This window comes from uncultured Parabacteroides sp. (assembly GCF_905196875.1).
Taxonomy (GTDB): Bacteria; Bacteroidota; Bacteroidia; order Bacteroidales; family Tannerellaceae; genus Parabacteroides.
Genome location: NZ_CAJJWO010000093.1, coordinates 1 through 18,580 on the forward strand (window position 1 = coordinate 1; position 18,580 = coordinate 18,580).

Here is an 18,580-nt window from a genome sequence, read left to right on the forward strand (position 1 = left end):
TTGAACCTATTGCTATCTCCATCGGCATATTGGCACATTAGCAAATTGGCTCATTATTGTCAGTTAGTGAAGCATTCATATCAAACCAATATACAACTCTCAATCCCATAAACTTAATTGTATCCCCCCTTTATCTTTTCCTTTATCCTCTTTCTTTAAAGGCTTTTTTGCATCGCCGAAGACGGTCTTTCCTCCATATTTATAAGAGGTATCCCGTTCATGCTGTACCCAGTCGTCGAAGTAATTACTCGGAGTATATCCTTTTTCCATCTCCTGGGATATTTTGGATAAATTTTTCAAAGCATCCGATTTCTCTTTATTTCCAAGGCGAGCTTGGCGTATCGCTTTATCAAATACCTCGACCGTCTCATCATAAACGCTTGTCGGAACCGGAAACGGATGTCCGTCTTTCCCTCCGTGAGCAAACGAGAAGCGTGCCGGATCAGAGAAACGGGAAGGAGTCCCATGTATCACTTCGCTGACCAGAGTAAGCGATTGTAGTGTGCGCGGCCCGACACCTTCCAGCAAAAGTAACGACTCCATATCTGTTACATTCGTCTCATGTGCCAGTAACAACGCTGCACCTAGCCGTTTCAGATTCACATCTTCCGCTTTCACCTCATGATGGTTAGGCAGGATAATAGATACTTCGCGCATCAGTTTATCCGGTGTCTCTTTGGTTAGTTCCACGATCCCCTCTTTGGTAGGAGCTGCCAATTTATCCGTCAGGTTAAGTATCAATCCCTGATTTCTGCCGCAGACAGAAGTATGAGGCTCCTCCATAAACGAACGCAGAGACGAAGAGAGCCAGTGATAACGCCGGGCCATACGTTCATTTGGGTTCATCCCTTGCTGTATAACCGTCCAGTCGCCTTCTTTGGTGACGACAAACGTATGTAGATAAAGTTGGAAACCATCCTGTACCGCCGTATTATCTACTTTGGCTGCCAGTTTACTGCATTTCACCAGTTCATTCCCGTTCAATCCAGTTTTATCGGCTACTTCCAACAGCTGATTAGGCGTTTCTCTTGAAAACTTCCCTCTTCCTCCACAAATATAAACACCCAACTCTTCCGACCGGCAATTGATCGCTTTCCTTAATGCATTCATCACCGAAGTCGTGATACCCGACGAATGCCAGTCCATGCCAAGCACACATCCCAGCGACTGGAACCAGAACGGATCGCTCAATCGTCGTAATAATTCCGGGCGGCCGTATTCGATAACGATCGCTTCGGCAATAGCTCCTCCGAGCGAACTCATCCGTTGAGCCAACCAGGGTGGGACGGTCCCGTAATGGAGTGGTAAATCAGCTGTACCTCGTTTCATGTATGCGAAGGTAAATAAAAAACAAAATCAAATCAGTTAATGAAATGCTAATAAAGCAACAAATGAAAAGGTTGTTGTGTTATTATTTAGAAATCAAATAGTAACAGATATGTATTTGGAAGTAAACAAGAACGATCATGTTCAAGGTCCGGCTAAAGCGCCGATAGAATTAATAGAGTATGCCGATTATCAATGTCCTTATTGCAGTAAGGCATACCATATTGTAAAAGATATCCAAAAGAAGTTCGGAAACAATATGATGTTTGTTTTCCGTAACTTTCCGCTGACAGAATTACATCCTCACGCCTTACATGCTGCTATTGCGGCTGAGATTGCAGGAGCCCATGATAAATTCTGGGAGATGCATGACCTTCTCTTCGAGAATCAGAATGCGTTGGATGATTATTACTTATTGGAATATGCAAAGAAGCTGGGTATAAATGCAGCGGAATTTGAAACGGATTTCGGTAAAGATCGTTTCTACCAGAAGGTAAAGGACGATTACGACTCCGGCCTAGAAAATAATGTGCAGGGAACTCCTACTTTCTTTGTTAACGGAGAACAGTTTGAAGGGAACTGGATGACTTCCGAATTCGTAGAATATCTGGAGTCGATTATTGCCAAATGAATATGAAGAAAATAGGTTTGTTCATAGTCGCATCTTTCCTGTTGGTTGCCTGTGGTGCCTATAAATATCTCGATTTGGGAATGCTGACTACCGGCATGACCATTGCCGAGGTAGAAAACCTTATGGGTCCTCCCGAACGGGTATTGGCAGTCAACAAGAAGGATGGCTATGTACAGGAAGTGTTGGAATACCGGACAGGCAGAAATGAAGTATATGCACTGGAGTTCTGGGATAACTACCTGACCGGTTATGAGTATCTGTATGACGATGTAAATTATCTGCCACCGGCAGCGCCTCCTATGATCTGGCCGGATTATGGTCGTCCGATTTATATCTACCCACCGGATCATCATCATCCGAGTCATCCCAATCGTCCGAACAAACCCAACCGTCCGAATCGTCCGAGCCGACCGGAGTCGAATCGACCCAGCCGTCCCGAATCCAACAGACCGGAGTCGAATCGTCCTGAAACCAGCCGTCCACAGACGAAGCCTTCAGAAGTTACCCGACCCTCGAACAGCGGAACAAGCAACCGGACAGAACAGTACACCAATCCAACAAACAGTCAGTCAACAACGAATGACAGATCGAATACAAGCGGAAGGAATGGAGGACGAAGACAATAAGTTTTGCTATCCTGATAAAAATAAAAAGCTCCTGCAATCACCGACTGCAGGAGCTTTTCTCATATGAAGTTTTACTTACTTCTTCATAGCTTCCTCGATAGCAACAGCTACAGCAACAGTAGCACCTACCATCGGGTTGTTACCGATACCCAGGAATCCCATCATTTCTACGTGAGCAGGAACTGATGAAGAACCAGCGAACTGAGCGTCACCGTGCATACGGCCCATTGTGTCGGTCATACCGTAAGAAGCAGGACCTGCAGCCATGTTATCCGGGTGCAGCGTACGGCCTGTACCACCACCTGAAGCAACAGAGAAGTAGTTATGACCATTTTCCATACATTCTTTTTTGTATGTGCCGGCTACCGGGTGCTGGAAACGAGTCGGGTTAGTTGAGTTACCTGTGATAGATACGTCAACACCTTCAGCGCGCATTACAGCAACACCTTCGCGAACGTCGTCGCAACCGTAGCATTTTACTTTTGCACGAAGACCTGTTGAATACGGATATTCTTTGATCACGTTCAAAGCACCTGTTGCATAGTCGAACTGAGTCTGAACATAAGTAAAGCCGTTGATACGTGAAATGATCATAGCAGCATCTTTACCCAGACCGTTCAGGATAACGCGCAACGGTTCTTTACGAACTTTGTTTGCCATTTCAGCGATCTTGATAGCACCTTCAGCAGCAGCGAAAGATTCGTGACCTGCCAGGAAAGCGAAACATTTTGTTTCTTCGCGAAGCAGACGTGCACCCAGGTTACCGTGGCCGATACCAACCTTACGGTCGTCAGCAACAGAACCAGCGATACAGAATGCCTGCAGACCGATACCGATAGCTTCGGCAGCATCAGCAGCGCTTGTGCAACCTTTCTTGATAGCGATAGCAGCACCTACAACGTAAGCCCAGCATGCATTTTCGAAACAGATAGGTTGAGTTTCCTTACACATTGTATAAGGATCGATACCTTTAGCGTCGCAGATAGCTTTTGCATCTTCGATACCGTTGATACCATATTCTTTTAAAACCGCGTTGATATGATCAATACGACGGTCGTAACTTTCAAATAAAGCCATATTATTTTTACTTTTTTAAATTCTTATTTACCAGGAATAAAGATATTAGAAAGTTGAAAACAAGTACACCGCCGCAACAGGCCATATAAAAAGCCATCCAGGGACGGTCCGGCTTCATGACGAAGTAGGTGATTACCGTCGCGATAACAGTTATGATAATTAGCCCGATCAGGACGCGTGTCAGTGTTTTCTTATTCATTACGAGGATCGATATATTTTACAGCTTCTTTGAAACGACCGTAAGAACTTTTCGCTTTTTCCAGTGCTTCGTTAGCATCGATGCCTTTCTTTACCATATCCATGAATTTACCCAGGTGGATGAATTCATATCCGATTACCTGATCGTCAGCATCCAATGCCATACGAGTACAGTAACCTTCTGCCATTTCCAGGTAACGAACGCCCTTAGCCAATGTACCGAACATAGTACCAACCTGGCTACGCAGACCTTTACCCAAGTCTTCCAGACCGGCTCCGATAGGCAGACCGCCTTCAGAGAAAGCAGACTGTGTACGTCCGTAAACGATCTGCAGGAATAATTCGCGCATGGCTGTGTTGATAGCGTCGCAAACAAGGTCAGTGTTCAATGCTTCCAGAAGAGTTTTGCCCGGAAGGATTTCTGATGCCATCGCAGCAGAGTGAGTCATACCAGAGCAACCGATTGTTTCAACCAGAGCTTCCTGAATGATTCCTTCCTTTACGTTCAGTGTCAGTTTACATGCACCTTGCTGAGGAGCACACCAACCCACACCATGAGTCAAACCTGAGATGTCAGTGATCTGAGTAGATCTAACCCATTTTCCTTCTTCAGGAATCGGAGCACAAGGATGGTTGGCTCCCTTCTTTACAACACACATGTGTTGAACTTCATGTGAATAAATCATAATCGCTAATTTATTATATTAAAGTGATAATAAAACTTTTTGCTAATTTCTATGTAATATCGCCTTTTAAAAGACCGCACAAAGATAAAATTTTTAATTCAGCCATGCAAGACGGTAAGTTCGTTATTTCTCGGTAGGCTGAATATTAAGTTCGGTCCCGTTAAGCAGTATCTGGTAGGTGATGGGGCCTATCTTTTTCATCATAAGCGCTACACCGCAGTATTTTTCCTGTGAGAGGCGGATTGCTTTTTCTATCCGGGCGCTGTCGTCGGCGTTTCCTGTAACATGGTATGTTACGTCGAATGCTGTATAGAGCATGGGGATGGTATCGGATGTCTCTGCTTTGACGTCGATCGACAACTTCTCGAAACGGACTCTCATTTTTTTGAAAAGAGAGATCACGTCTACGCCGCTGCAACCGGCCATAGCAACCAGCATCAAAGCTTTCGGGCGGACACCTGAACCGGTGCCGCCGTCTTCTTTGCTGGTGTCGATTGTTACCGTATGGCCATCCATCTGTGTCTCAAAGACTGAATCTTTTTTCCAGTCGAGGGTTATTTGGGCAGGCATATCGTAACTTTTTATTTAATAACTTCCTGCAGTTTAATATCTATTTCCTCTCCGTGAATGTTTTTGGCGATGATTGTACCGTCTTTGTCGACCAGAACCGTATGAGGAATGCTGTTTACTCCGTATAGAGCGGCACCTGCATTCTGCCAGCCTTTCAGGTCAGACAGTTGTATCCAGGTAATGTTGAGGTCTTTTACACCCTTTGCCCATGCATCAGCTTTGCTATCCAGTGAGATGCCAACGATTTCAAAGCCTTTATTCTTGTATTGTTTGTATAGTTCAACCAAATGCGGTGTCTCTTTACGGCAAGGAGGACACCAGGATGCCCAGAAGTCGATCAGAACAACTTTGCCATTACCTACAAATTCAGAAAGTTTGTGGACTTCACCTTTAGGGTCAGCCATTTCGAAGTCTACGAACTGTTTACCGACAGCTACATTTTTCAATATTTCGAGACGGCTCATCATTTTGTCGATACCCGGGAATGCCTTGAATGTAGAGTCAGCCTGTGAAATGATTTCAGTCTGTTGTTCCTCACTCAGGTTGTAACGGTTGTCGAACGTATATTTGGCAGACATTTTTTGATCCATATGGGCCAGGATATAGTTACAGATTGCCCGTGTGATCTTTTCGCTGAATTCGTCATACTTCTTTTCAGCGGCATTGGCTATCTCTTTATCTTCAGAACGGATGGCATCCCCCAGCTTACCCATTTCATCATAAATTGGAGCGATCTCATCTTTCAATGCCTTTTCTGCATCATTGGCCGGTGTTCCGGTCACAACAGAGAATGTGTCGAGGTTAGCGATGATTTTTCCGTTTTCAAGGGTGAATGTTGTTTTAAACAGATTGGGTTTACCACGTTCTTCGGGAACAACATCCGTTGAGAACTGAAGAGTAGCAAGCAGCGAACCCTCTTGTGTCCCTTTGAATCTGAAAGTGTTGTTTTCTACTAATGCACTGTCCAGAGGTAAGTCATCCGGATTTCCGTATTCATAGAGATATACATACTTTCCATTCAGATCGGCGTTTGATACTGTACCGGTTATTTCGTAACCCGGTTTTTCGCTACAAGCTGCAAGAAGCAGTGCGGAAGCGGCAAGAGGTAGATACTTTTTCATATATTATATGTGTTAAAACGATATTATCACCTTCGAATATGCGAAGTTATCGCTTTATTAATAATCCTTTATTCCTTTAAGCTTAAAAAGTTTTAATATTACGGAAAAGATGGATTATATTTGTCGTCTGATCAATAATAAACATAATAATGACTCGATTCCTATCAATACGATTTCTATTATTGGGCTTATTCCTGCTGTGTCCTTTTTTTAAAGGCACGGCATCGATGGCGTTCCATAAAGCGAATAATATTGATTTGTCGAATAATGCGATAATAGATATTTATCAGGATGCCCATGGTTATATATGGCTTGGAACGTATGACGGATTGAACTTGTATAATGGGAAGAATACTTATGTTTACCGTTTTGAACCTGATAATAAAAATACACTTTGCAGCAATATTATTCATAAGATATCGGGAGGTGGAGGAGAGTATTTATGGATCTCGACTTCGATGGGACTGAACCGGTTTTCATTGAGAGATCGCAAAGTGACGGAGTCGTATATGGAATATCCCGAATGCCGCCTGATTGTTGCAGACTCTCTGGAAAACACCTTGTTGGTCAGTAGGAAGAATTTTATTTCCTGTTATACTGCCCAGGCCGGTTCTTTTCAGGATATTTATACGGAAGGGATAACTCCGGATGCAGTAAAAGCCTTGTTTACCGATGGACAAGGGAATTTTTATATCCTTTCGTCTGACGCTTTTCTGAAAAAGATCGTTACGGATTATTCTACTTTACCTCTTAAATTACAGATAAAAGAAAGTAAAATACATGATAAAGGGATAAGGCAGGCTTTTTATGAAGAAGGTATTCTCTATTATGTGGATATTGAGAACAAATTGTATCAATATGGAATGAAGGATAAAAAGGAAAAATATTTGTCTGATCTTTCCGTATGGATGAAGAAATATGGGGATATATCCCGTATTGTCTCTTTTCAGTCGAAACAATACCTGGCGTTCAGGGATGGTTTATTGATGGATCTGGATGAACCGGAAGGAGCTTTTGATCTGAATATCGGTATTTTTAGTATGATTAAAGACAATAAGCAGAATATTCTTTGGATCGGAACGGACGGACAGGGTGTCAGGATGTTTTACGATAAGTCTGAGCGTTTTGACGGGTTGTTGCTGGAAGATTTGCCTTTTGTGATGCGTAATCCTGTGCGTTCGGTTTATACCGACGAAGATAAAACGTTGTGGTTCGGAACAAAAGGAGATGGATTTGTTCGTATAAAGGAGTATGATTCTTATAAGGGAAAACAAATACCTTCAGATAAGATAACCCGTTATACCACAGCCAACGGACTTTCTAATAACCGTGTATATTGTTTTTACAAGAGCCGGTATCATTCTTTGGTATGGATCGGAACGGACGGTCCGGGGCTTTCCTATTATTCGTATGAAGATGGGAAGGTATATACACTTCCCAGTAAGATCGATACAAAGTTAAGATATGTGCATTCCATCTGTGAGGTGAACGATTCTACTTTATGGGTAGCCACGACAGGGGATGGGTTGATCGAGGTTCTTCTGGAGAAAAGTAAATCGGGTCTGGTCGTTAAATATATTGATTCCTATCAACTGGAGAAGGATGGTAAAGTCTGTAACGAATTCTATTCGATGTATTATGACGGAAAATCGACTATATATCTGGGTAGCCGGGGCGGATACGGGATGGCACGTTTTGACCTGCTTACCCGAGAATATGACTTTATGTCGATGAATAATTCATCCAACCAGGCAATTGGTGACGTATTAAGCCTGTATTATAGTAGCGACTCGACCTTTTATCTGGGTGCCAGTTCCGGAATAACCCGTATGAAATGTAATTCATCAGGCACCTGTGATGTCAGGCAGTTCGACAGGAGTGACGGTATCAGCAACGATATGATTCACGGTATACTGGAAGACCGGGACGAATGTATCTGGTTAAGTACCAATAAAGGATTGACGAAATATAATCCCCGTAACAGTTTCTTCCATAACTATGGGCATCAGGAGTTGAAAGTTACAGAATTTTCGGATGACGCCTATTGGATATGCGAATATACCGGACGGTTATTTTTCGGAGGTATCGACGGTCTCGTCTGGATCGAACCCCAAAATGACCAGTTGGAAAACTTTCGGCCGGACCTTCATTTCTTTGAACTGAAGATGGGAGGGGAGACGGTAAGTCTTTACGACTATTCGGATGCAGAGTCTGCTCAACTCGTGATTCCTCCGGATATCTCGACGTTTAATATCTCGTTTGTTGCAACAGATTATATTCATGGAGAAAACTATGAATACTCTTACCTGTTGCAGAATTATAATACCAACTGGACGGAATTACAGAAGAATAACGAAATATCGTTCACCAAACTTCCTTACGGTAACTATGTACTGAAAGTCCGCTATAAAAACGATGTGTACGACTCGAATGCCCGCGAATACCTTTTACCATTGAAGGTGCTTCCTCCCTGGTATCGTTCAACCTGGGCAATCGTATTATATGTGTTTGCATTTCTTCTTTTATTAACGGGATTACTCTACCGTTTCAACCGTAGGATGGCAGAAAAGCAACAACTCGTTGCACGGAAGATCAGGGAAGAACAAAAAGAAAAACTATATGAGGCAAAGCTGAATTTCTTCTCCAATATCACACATGAACTTTGTACTCCGCTTACTTTGATCAACGGGGTGGGGGATTATATCCATACTTATGCAGAGAATACTTCGGATAATAAACTGATAAGATATATCCGTATATTGCGGGATAACGTAATAAGCCTTAACGAACTGATCCAGGAAATCCTCGACTTCCGCAAGATAGAGGAAGCGGGAATGAACTATTTCAGTATTAAAAAGACTTCCGTTTCCGATATTATCCGCAGGCAATACGACTCTTTTACCCCTATTGCTGAACAGAATGGAATAAACTTTACGACATCTCTGCCGGACTCTCTTAATTGGAATACCGATCCTACCGCTCTGAAGAAGATTTTGGTTAATTTGATATCCAACGCTTTCAAATATACGGACGAGGCCGGCAGCATCCGTATCTCGGCAACGATAGAGGATGATTCGTTAGTCATCAGTGTATATAATACTGGTAAAGGAATATCAGAAGCAGACCTGAATACAATCTTTGACCGATATCGTATACTGGGTGATCTGGATGGAAACAATTATACCCAAATGACTTCCAGAAACGGTTTGGGATTGTTCATCTGTCATAGCATGGTGCAGTCTTTGCGTGGTACGATAGAAGTAAAAAGTGAAGAAGGTAAATTTGCTGAATTTATCGTCCGGTTACCACATCTGGATGTAGACGAAGACGATACGGTAGAAGATAACGAAGAACCTGATGCCTGTATTTTAGCGACTTCTCCGGACCAGGGGGAGATGAGCATACCGGTTTTTGCAGATGATAAACCTTGCATCCTTGTGGTAGACGACAATAAAGATATTGTCTGGCTTATCAAAGAATCCTTATCCCCGGCTTATACCATAGAAGAAGCGTTCAGTGTAGAAGAGGCACTCGCTTTGATGGAGAAACAAACACCGGCTCTTATTATTACTGATATAATGATGCCGGATATAGACGGCCTGGAGCTGATCAGTCGCGTGAAGTCGGATAAGTTTACCCGGCATATCCCGTTGATCGTCGTTTCCGCCCGTATCTCCGAAAGCGATCAGGCTGAAGGATTGGACCTGGGGGCTGATGCTTACCTGACTAAACCATTCTCGTCGGTTGTGCTCCGTTCGGTGGTGAATCGTCTGATGACAAGTAAGAAGGAACTGAAAGATTATTACTATTCACCGGAAAGTGCTTACGAGCAATCCGGGGGGCAGTTGATCCATCAGGAAGACAAGGACTTTATGGATGAAGTTATTGCTATCATCACAGAGAATCTGGATAAGGAAACTTTGCGTCCCGAACTGATTGCAGAGAAAATGGGAATGAATACCCGTTCACTTTACCGGCGGTTCAAGAAAATATCTCCGCTTACTCCGACCGACTTTATTAAGGATTACCGGTTGACGTATGCTGCTCAATTGCTGGTAACGACCAATCTGAATGTACAGGAAATCATCTATAAAGTCGGTATTTCAAACAAATCCTATTTCTACCGCGAGTTCGCCTCCAAGTACAATCAAACACCCGGGGAGTATCGGAATACCCCGTAAATGACTGATTTACTGTTGGTGTCATAAATCACCAAAAGAGTGTCATAATCTGCCGAATGTAGATTATGACACTCTTTTGGCGTTTGAGGAATAACCCGGGGAAATGGAAACTAACTAATATTGCATTCGAGAATTATCACCGCCCTTGTTTGATCGGCATTTTTAGACAAAGGCGTTTTGGGAGAGTTGTTTTCTTTGGATAGTGAATGCATTATTGAGTTAACAGTAAAGTTGTGTTGTTATGAATAAATATGTAATTGTAGTAGTTAGCTTACTCTTATTCTCTGCATGTAGGGAAAATATCTCTGTAAATGTCCCGGAATTATCGGACGGAGATCCTACCACTTGTTATACGGGAGTGCAGGGCTTAAATAAAATTGTTTTTGATACTCAATGCAGCATTCCTATCCAAAGTTACAAACTCTACTCATCAGGAGAAGCGCCGGAACACGATCCGGCGACCTGGACATTAAAAGGTTCGTACGACGGAACGAAATGGGTGGTGATTGACGAACGCAAAGACCAGCGTTTCTGCTCCCGCTATCAGGAGATACTTTGCACGATAGCTAATCCTTCAAATTATAAACAGTATATGCTGGAAGCAGCCACTGAGGGAAATAATATATTGATAATAGGCGATGTCTCTTTCTCTGAAAAGAACCTTCTGACCGACTGGAAAGATTTCAGATATCCCCAAATAGACTTCGAAGTGCTCGATCCTCAGACAAGGGGGGCGTCCATTTATGCCGACCTGGTGCAGGATCCGGATACTTACATAAAATACCATGCCGAAAAGGTGGCGGAAATCCTTTTCTATACCGCTCAGGATACGATGAATGACGTGCAGACCATTCAATATAGACTGAAAGACTACGAGGGTGTATCTGCCAAATCCGGCAATCCCCCTGTTATTTCCATCGAATACAGTACACAACACATAGAGAAGTCGGCCAACGAGTCGTTGTATAAACTCGACTTTGAGACACGTGGCGTCTTATACCATGAGTTGGTTCATGCCTATCAGTTCGAACCGAGAGGTATTGGGAGTTATTCTACCAATAAGGAATTCTGGGCCTGTATCGAAGGAATGGCTGATGCTGTCCGGGCAGAAGCTGGCTTTTTTGATATGAATACACGCAAGCCCGGAGGTAGCTGGATGGATGGTTACCGCACAACGGGGTTCTTTATCCAATGGCTGAAAACCAAAGATCCGGATGCTATACGTAAATTCCATCTGACTGTCCGTGACCTGGAAGTCTGGAGTTTCGATAAAGCGATAAAAAGTGTCTTCGGTGAAGATAGCAGCATCGAAGGCATGTGGAATGAGTACCAGGCGTTCCTGACGAAATAACAAATACATTATATATTATGAAGTCTTCAACATGTTTAGCCTTAATTCTGTCCGCTTTACTGACAGGAGGAAATTTATTTGCTCAGCAGGATAAAGTCTCATTAGTGAACCCGATTATCGGAACGAACGGGATGGGACATACTTTTCCGGGAGCATGCGTACCGTTCGGACTGGTACAGTTGAGTCCGGATACCGATACGATCCCGCATAATGTGGACGGGAAATATCAACCCCGGGCTTACGAATATTGTGCCGGTTACCAGCATAAGGACAGCAGCATCGTCGGTTTCAGCCATACCCATTTCAGCGGAACCGGACATTCCGATCTGGGGGATATCCTGATTATGCCGACTACCGGCTGCCTGAAACTGAATCCCGGAACAGCAACCAATCCCGACGGTGGCTATCGTTCCCGATTCTCACACGACACAGAGATCTCCCGTCCCGGTTATTATGAGGTGATGTTGGCCGATTACGGTGTGAAAGCACAACTGACTACAACCAAACGGGCAGGAATACATAAATATACTTTCCCTAAAGATTCGAAGAATCAGCGTATTATCCTGGATATGATACATGGTATTTATAACTACGACGGAAAGGTTCTGTGGGCAAGTATCCGTGTGGAAAATGATACGTTAGTGACAGGATATCGTATAACCAACGGTTGGGCACGAACCAATTATACCTATTTCGCCATGTCTTTCTCCAAACCGGTTATCCATTACGGCTGTGATGAAAAAGCAAAAGTCGATTACCGCGGCGGTTACGGCAAATTCAATATGAAAGAGAACTTCCCGGATATAGGCGGCCGGAAGATCGTTGCTTATTTCGATTTCGATCCTGCTTCTTCGGATGAACTGGAAGTAAAAGTAGCCCTTTCCGGTGTAAGTACCGATGGCGCTTTGAAAAACCTGCATGCCGAGGCTACCGGATATAGTTTTGACCAACTGGCTTCACGTGCTGCGGATACCTGGAATAAGGAGCTTTCTATTATCGATGCGAAAGGTACTGACGATCAGATGGCGATGCTTTATACCTCTCTGTACCATACGATGATCAACCCCTGCGTTTACACCGATGTCGATGGTCGGTATCGTGGCCTGGATGGTAATATTCATAAAGCAGACAATTTCACTAATTACACGGTCTTCTCTGTCTGGGATACGTACCGGGCTTTGCATCCGCTGTTCAATATCATCAATCGTCAGGTGAATACCGATATTGCCCGTTCCATGCTGAAACATTGCGAACAAAGTGTACATAAGGCGTTGCCTGTATGGAGCCATATGGCAAATGAGAACTGGTGTATGATCGGTTATCACTCTGTATCCGTATTGGCTGATGCTGTGGCAAAAGGCTTGCCGCTGGATAAGGAAGAAGTGTTGAAAGCAATGGTCAGCAGCTCTACCATTCCTTATTATGACGGAACGAAAGAATTGATGGAAAAAGGATATGTCTCCCTCGACCGTAGTGGTAGTGCCGCTTCGTTGACACTGGAGTATTCTTACGACGACTGGACGATTTACAATACAGCTCTTCTGGCAGGTAATCGTGAAGTTGCCGACCGTTATAAAAAGCGGGCTATGAACTATACTAATGTATTCGACACCAGTATCGGTTATGCCCGTCCCCGTTATTCCGACGGACGCTGGAAAGAGAACTTCAACCTGTTGAGCACACATGGCGAAGGTTTTATCGAAGGGAATGGCCTGAACTATTCGTTCTATGTGCCCCAGGATGTAAACAATATGATCCGGCTGATGGGTGGTGACAAGTCATTCATCACCAAACTCGATTCTCTCTTTACCATGCACCTTCCCGACGAATTCTTCGCCGAAACGGAAGATGTTACCAAAGAAGGTCTTCTGGGTGGTTACGTGCATGGCAACGAACCGAGCCATCATATCCCATTCTTGTATATGTGGACTACACAACCCTGGAAAACCCAGTACTGGCAACGTGAGATCATGAATAAGATGTACCGTAACAATATCGACGGCCTGTGTGGTAATGACGATTGCGGACAGATGTCTGCCTGGTATATCCTGTCGGCAATGGGCTTCTATCCCGTTTGTCCGGGAACCGACCAATATGTATTAGGCGCTCCGTATCTACCTTATATGAAGGTTTCTCTTGAAAACGGAAAGACGTTTGAGGTAAGAGCCGAGAAGGTGAGCGATAAGAATCGCTATGTCAAATCCGTTAAACTGAACGGAAAACCTTATACCAAAGCGTATATTACTCAACAAGATATAATGAACGGGGGAGAACTGACCTTCGAAATGACATCCGCTCCGAATAAGAAGCGTGTCTTTGCCGAAGCTGACAAACCTTATTCTTTATCATCAAATTAAAATAACATATATTAGACCATGAAGAGACTATTTGTTTTAGCTATTGCTCTTTGCGGCAGCTTGTTTTCGATGAAAGCTGCTGCAAAGGCAGACCTCGTGGATTACGTAAATCCGTTGGTTGGTTCTCAATCCAAACACTCCCTGTCGACGGGAAATACCTATCCGGCTATCGCTATGCCGTGGGGTATGAATTTCTGGATGCCGCAAACCGGAAAGATGGGCGACGGCTGGGCATATACCTATGATGCCGATAAGATACGCGGTTTCAAACAAACCCACCAACCCAGCCCGTGGATCAACGATTACGGCCAGTTTTCCATTATGCCGATAACAGGTAAAGTGGTGTTCGACCAGGATAAACGTGCCAGCTGGTTTTCCCACAAGGCGGAAGTTGCCAAACCGAACTATTATCGTGTGTATCTGGCCGACCACGACGTGGTGACAGAGATCGCCCCGACAGAACGCGCCGCCATGTTCCGTTTCACTTTCCCCGAAACAGATAAGTCGTATGTGATTGTCGATGCTTTCGACCGCGGCTCTTATATCAAGATCATTCCGGAAGAAAATAAGATCGTCGGTTATACTACCCGCAACAGTGGCGGTGTGCCCGACAATTTTAAGAATTACTTTGTAGTTGTCTTCGATAAACCATTTACGTATAAAGCTACGGTAGGCGATAATGAGATCCGTAAAGGTGAGACAGAAGCACAGGAAGATCATACCGGTGCGATTATCGGTTTCTCTACCCGTCGCGGCGAACTCGTTCATGCCCGTGTTGCCTCTTCTTTTATCAGCCCCGAGCAGGCAGAGCAGAACCTGAAAGAGCTGGGCGACCGTTCTTTCGACCAGATAGCAGACGCCGGCCGCAAGACCTGGAACGAAGTGTTGGGACGTATACAGGTGAATGACGATACTGTCGACAAGCTGCGTACATTCTATTCTTGCCTGTACCGCTCGGTTCTTTTCCCCCGTAGCTTCTATGAAGTGGATGCTAATGGCAAAGTGATGCATTATAGCCCGTACAACGGTGAAGTGTTGCCAGGTTATATGTTTACAGATACCGGTTTCTGGGATACATTCCGTTGCTTGTTCCCGTTCCTGAATCTGGTCTATCCGTCGATGAATGTGAAGATGCAGGAAGGTCTGGTGAATACCTATAAGGAAAGCGGCTTCCTTCCGGAATGGGCGAGTCCCGGCCATCGTGGTTGTATGGTAGGAAACAACTCGGCTTCTGTTGTTGCCGATGCTTACCTGAAAGGCCTGCGCGGTTACGATATCGAAACGCTTTGGGAAGCTGTTGTACATGGTGCTAACGCTGTACATCCGAAGGTGTCGTCTACCGGCCGTCTGGGTTACGACTATTACAACAAGCTGGGATATGTACCTTACAACGTGAAGATCAATGAAAGTGCCGCCCGTACGCTGGAATATGCTTACGACGACTGGACAATCTATAAATTAGGAAAGGCACTCGGCAAACCGGAGTCTGAAATAGCAATCTTTGCCAAGCATGCAATGAACTATAAGAACCTCTTCGATCCGGAAACCAAGCTGATGCGCGGCCGTAACGAAGACGGAACCTTCCAGTCTCCGTTCAACCCGTTGAAGTGGGGCGATGCTTTCACCGAAGGTAACAGCTGGCATTATACATGGTCTGTTTTCCACGATCCGCAGGGATTGATCGACCTGATGGGGGGAAAGACTGGCTTCAACGCCATGATGGACTCTGTATTCAATGTACCGCCGTTGTTCGACGATAGTTATTACGGTGGTGTTATCCACGAGATCCGCGAAATGCAGATTATGAATATGGGTAACTATGCGCACGGTAACCAGCCGATCCAGCACATGATCTATATGTATAACTATTCCGGCGAACCCTGGAAAGCCCAGTATTGGGTACGCGAAGTGATGGATAAGCTCTATTTTGCCACTCCCGACGGATATTGTGGTGACGAAGATAACGGCCAGACTTCCGCCTGGTATGTATTCTCCGCACTCGGTTTCTATCCCGTTTGTCCCGGAACCGACCAGTATATCCTGGGGTCCCCGTTATTCAAAAACGTTACGCTGAATCTGGAAAATGGTAAGAAAGTAGTGATCAACGCTGCCAACAACGCTGCTGAGAACCGTTATATCTCTACCATGAAAGTGAACGGCAAGAACTATACCCGCAACTACCTGTCTCACGAAGACCTGCTGCGCGGTATGACCATCAACTGCACCATGTCTGATACCCCGAACAAAAACCGTGGTACACAGGAAAAGGATGCGCCTTATTCATTCTCGAAAGAGATAAAAGAATAATAGAAATAACAGACCCCGTAGGGGCGGGTTCTAAACCCGCCCAAAATCAAAAGGTACACCCTTTGGCACCAAGGGCAGGTTTGGAACCTGCCCCTACGAGGCCGGTTATATTGGTTTAAATCTGATAAAATATGAAACTACGAACATACACACTGTTAGCCGCGTCCTGCATCGCTTTATCCGCCACGGCACAAAATGAGAAACTGACGGAATATGTCAGGCCATTGGTCGGAACAGACGGCTACGGGAATGTCTACCCCGGTGCACAAATCCCCTTCGGAGGTATCCAGATCAGTCCCGATACCGACTCCAAATACTACGATGCGGCAGCCGGTTACAAATACAACCATACGTCCATCCTTGGCTTCAGCCTGACACACCTGAGCGGTACCGGCATCCCCGACCTGGGCGATTTCCTGTTTATTCCGGGAACCGGTGAGATGAAACTCGATCCGGGAAGCCGTGAAAACCCTGATGAAGGTTACCGTTCGCGTTATACGCACAAAAAGGAATGGGCTTCTCCCAACTATTACGCCGTTCTCTTACAGGACTATGGCGTGAAAGCCGAAATGACAGCCGGGTTGCGCAGCGGAATGTTCCGTTTCACCTATCCCAAATCGGACAAGTCTTTTATCATGATCGACCTGAACCATACGTTATGGCAATCCTGTGAATGGTCTAACCTCCGTGTTGAGAACGATTCGACCCTGACCGGCTACAAACTGGTCAAAGGCTGGGGGCCGGAGCGCCATGTCTATTTCACCGCCGTCTTCTCCAAAAAGCTGAAAGACTTCCGTATCATGCAGGACAAGAAGCCGGTTATTTATAATACCTCCCGTTTCAGAAGTACGAACGAAGCCTGGGGAAAGAACCTGATGGCTTGTCTTTCCTTTGAAACGGAAGCCGGTGAAGAAGTCATTGTAAAAACTTCTGTCTCCGCAGTCAGCACCGACGGTGCCAAACTGAATATGCAGGAACTGAACGGCATGACCTTCGATGGCCTGAAAGAAAAAGGTATCGACTTATGGGAACAGGAACTGGAAAAGTATCGCGTGACAGCCGACCGGAAGACAAAAGAAACATTCTATACTTCTGCTTATCATGCCGCTTTGCATCCTTTTATTTTTCAGGATGCCGACGGTAGTTTCAGAGGTCTGGACAAGAATATCGAACAAGCCAAAGGCTTTACGAATTATACTACTTTCTCTTTGTGGGACACCTATCGCGCCCTGCATCCCTGGTTTAATCTGGTACATCAGGACGTGAATGCCGATATCGCCAATTCCATGCTTGCCCATTATGATAAAAGTACGGAGCAAATGCTTCCGATCTGGTCTTTCTACGGCAACGAAACCTGGTGTATGATCGGTTACCATGCCGTATCCGTCCTGGCCGATATGATTGTCAAAGGTGTGAAAGGATTCGATTACGAAAGAGCATACGAAGCTATGAAGACAACCGCAATGAATAAACATTACGATTGTCTGCCGGATTACGACCGTAACGGTTACGTCCCCTTCGACAAAGAAGCGGAGTCGGTTTCCAAAACATTGGAGTATGCCTACGACGATTATTGCATTGCCCGCGCTGCCCAGACTTTGGGAAAGACGGATGATTATACCTATTTCCTGAACCGTTCCCTCTCTTATCAAACCTTGATAGACCCGGAGACCAAATACATGCGTGGCCGCGATAGTCAGGGCAACTGGCGTACGCCGTTTGCCCCGATCGCTTATCAGGGGCCGGGTTCGGTGAATGGCTGGGGCGATATCACCGAAGGCTTTACGATGCAGTATACCTGGACCGTTCCGCATGATATACAGGGCTATATCAACCTGGCGGGAAAGAAACTGTTCGAGAAACGGCTGGATGAACTCTTTACTGTCGAACTGCCCGACGATATACCGGGTGCCCACGACATCCAGGGACGCATCGGCGGTTACTGGCATGGCAACGAGCCTTGTCATCATGTCGCTTATCTGTATAATTACCTGGGTAAACCGTGGAAATGCCAGAAATGGGTACGTGAGATAGTCGATCGCTTCTATGGCAACGAACCGGGTTCGTTGAGCGGTAATGACGACTGCGGCCAGATGTCGGCTTGGTATATGTTCAACTGTGCTGGCTTTTATCCGGTTGCCCCGTCCAG

At 45.0% G+C, this 18,580-nt stretch carries 13 protein-coding genes; 7 read left to right on the forward strand and 6 right to left on the reverse strand.

The genetic code is table 11. The features are described 5' to 3' along the window. Positions 1 to 99: 99 nt before the first annotated feature. A complete protein-coding gene (locus QZ076_RS19945; RefSeq protein ID WP_293716637.1) occupies positions 100 to 1,329 on the reverse strand; it encodes a DUF763 domain-containing protein in 1,230 nt (409 codons plus the stop codon). Positions 1,330 to 1,438: 109 nt separating this feature from the next. Here QZ076_RS19945 and QZ076_RS19950 point away from each other — a divergent pair, with 109 nt between their 5' ends. Beyond that, complete coding sequence (locus tag QZ076_RS19950; RefSeq protein WP_293716639.1) at positions 1,439 to 1,957, forward strand: DsbA family protein; 519 nt, start codon at positions 1,439 to 1,441, stop codon at positions 1,955 to 1,957. 2 nt (positions 1,958 to 1,959) lie between these two features. Beyond that, positions 1,960 to 2,583, forward strand: coding sequence for a hypothetical protein (locus QZ076_RS19955; protein ID WP_293716641.1), 624 nt, complete (start codon positions 1,960 to 1,962; stop codon positions 2,581 to 2,583). Between the two features lie 75 nt (positions 2,584 to 2,658). On the opposite strand, the gene QZ076_RS19960 is transcribed toward QZ076_RS19955, so the two are convergent. From QZ076_RS19960 to QZ076_RS19980, 5 genes are all read right to left on the reverse strand, one after another. Then, entirely contained in the window at positions 2,659 to 3,660 is a 1,002-nt protein-coding gene (locus QZ076_RS19960) for a GGGtGRT protein (RefSeq protein ID WP_293716643.1), read from the reverse strand. 7 nt (positions 3,661 to 3,667) lie between these two features. Continuing rightward, on the reverse strand, positions 3,668 to 3,859 hold the full coding sequence (locus QZ076_RS19965) for a hypothetical protein (protein ID WP_129734696.1): 192 nt from the start codon (positions 3,857 to 3,859) through the stop codon (positions 3,668 to 3,670). Then, on the reverse strand, positions 3,852 to 4,544 hold the full coding sequence (locus tag QZ076_RS19970) for a hypothetical protein (RefSeq protein WP_075556747.1): 693 nt from the start codon (positions 4,542 to 4,544) through the stop codon (positions 3,852 to 3,854). The genes QZ076_RS19965 and QZ076_RS19970 overlap by 8 nt, the downstream gene beginning before the upstream one ends. Positions 4,545 to 4,667: 123 nt before the next feature. Further along, complete coding sequence (locus tag QZ076_RS19975) at positions 4,668 to 5,114, reverse strand: OsmC family protein (protein ID WP_293716645.1); 447 nt, start codon at positions 5,112 to 5,114, stop codon at positions 4,668 to 4,670. Positions 5,115 to 5,125: 11 nt separating this feature from the next. After that, entirely contained in the window at positions 5,126 to 6,235 is a 1,110-nt protein-coding gene (locus QZ076_RS19980) for a TlpA disulfide reductase family protein (RefSeq protein ID WP_293716647.1), read from the reverse strand. A gap of 149 nt (positions 6,236 to 6,384) precedes the next feature. On the opposite strand from QZ076_RS19980, the gene QZ076_RS19985 reads away from it, so the two are divergent. The 5 genes from QZ076_RS19985 to QZ076_RS20005 all read left to right on the forward strand — a co-directional run. After that, positions 6,385 to 10,416, forward strand: a complete 4,032-nt coding sequence (locus QZ076_RS19985; protein ID WP_293716649.1) for a hybrid sensor histidine kinase/response regulator transcription factor — start codon at positions 6,385 to 6,387, stop codon at positions 10,414 to 10,416. A gap of 241 nt (positions 10,417 to 10,657) precedes the next feature. Beyond that, positions 10,658 to 11,767 (forward strand): basic secretory protein-like protein, encoded by a 1,110-nt coding sequence (locus QZ076_RS19990; protein ID WP_293716651.1) that lies wholly within the window; start codon positions 10,658 to 10,660, stop codon positions 11,765 to 11,767. A gap of 17 nt (positions 11,768 to 11,784) precedes the next feature. After that, positions 11,785 to 14,124 (forward strand): GH92 family glycosyl hydrolase, encoded by a 2,340-nt coding sequence (locus tag QZ076_RS19995; protein WP_293716653.1) that lies wholly within the window; start codon positions 11,785 to 11,787, stop codon positions 14,122 to 14,124. Between the two features lie 18 nt (positions 14,125 to 14,142). After that, positions 14,143 to 16,431 (forward strand): GH92 family glycosyl hydrolase, encoded by a 2,289-nt coding sequence (locus tag QZ076_RS20000; protein ID WP_293716655.1) that lies wholly within the window; start codon positions 14,143 to 14,145, stop codon positions 16,429 to 16,431. Between the two features lie 131 nt (positions 16,432 to 16,562). Then, positions 16,563 to 18,580: GH92 family glycosyl hydrolase (locus QZ076_RS20005; RefSeq protein WP_293716657.1), on the forward strand; the 2,018-nt coding region annotated here is incomplete at its 3' end.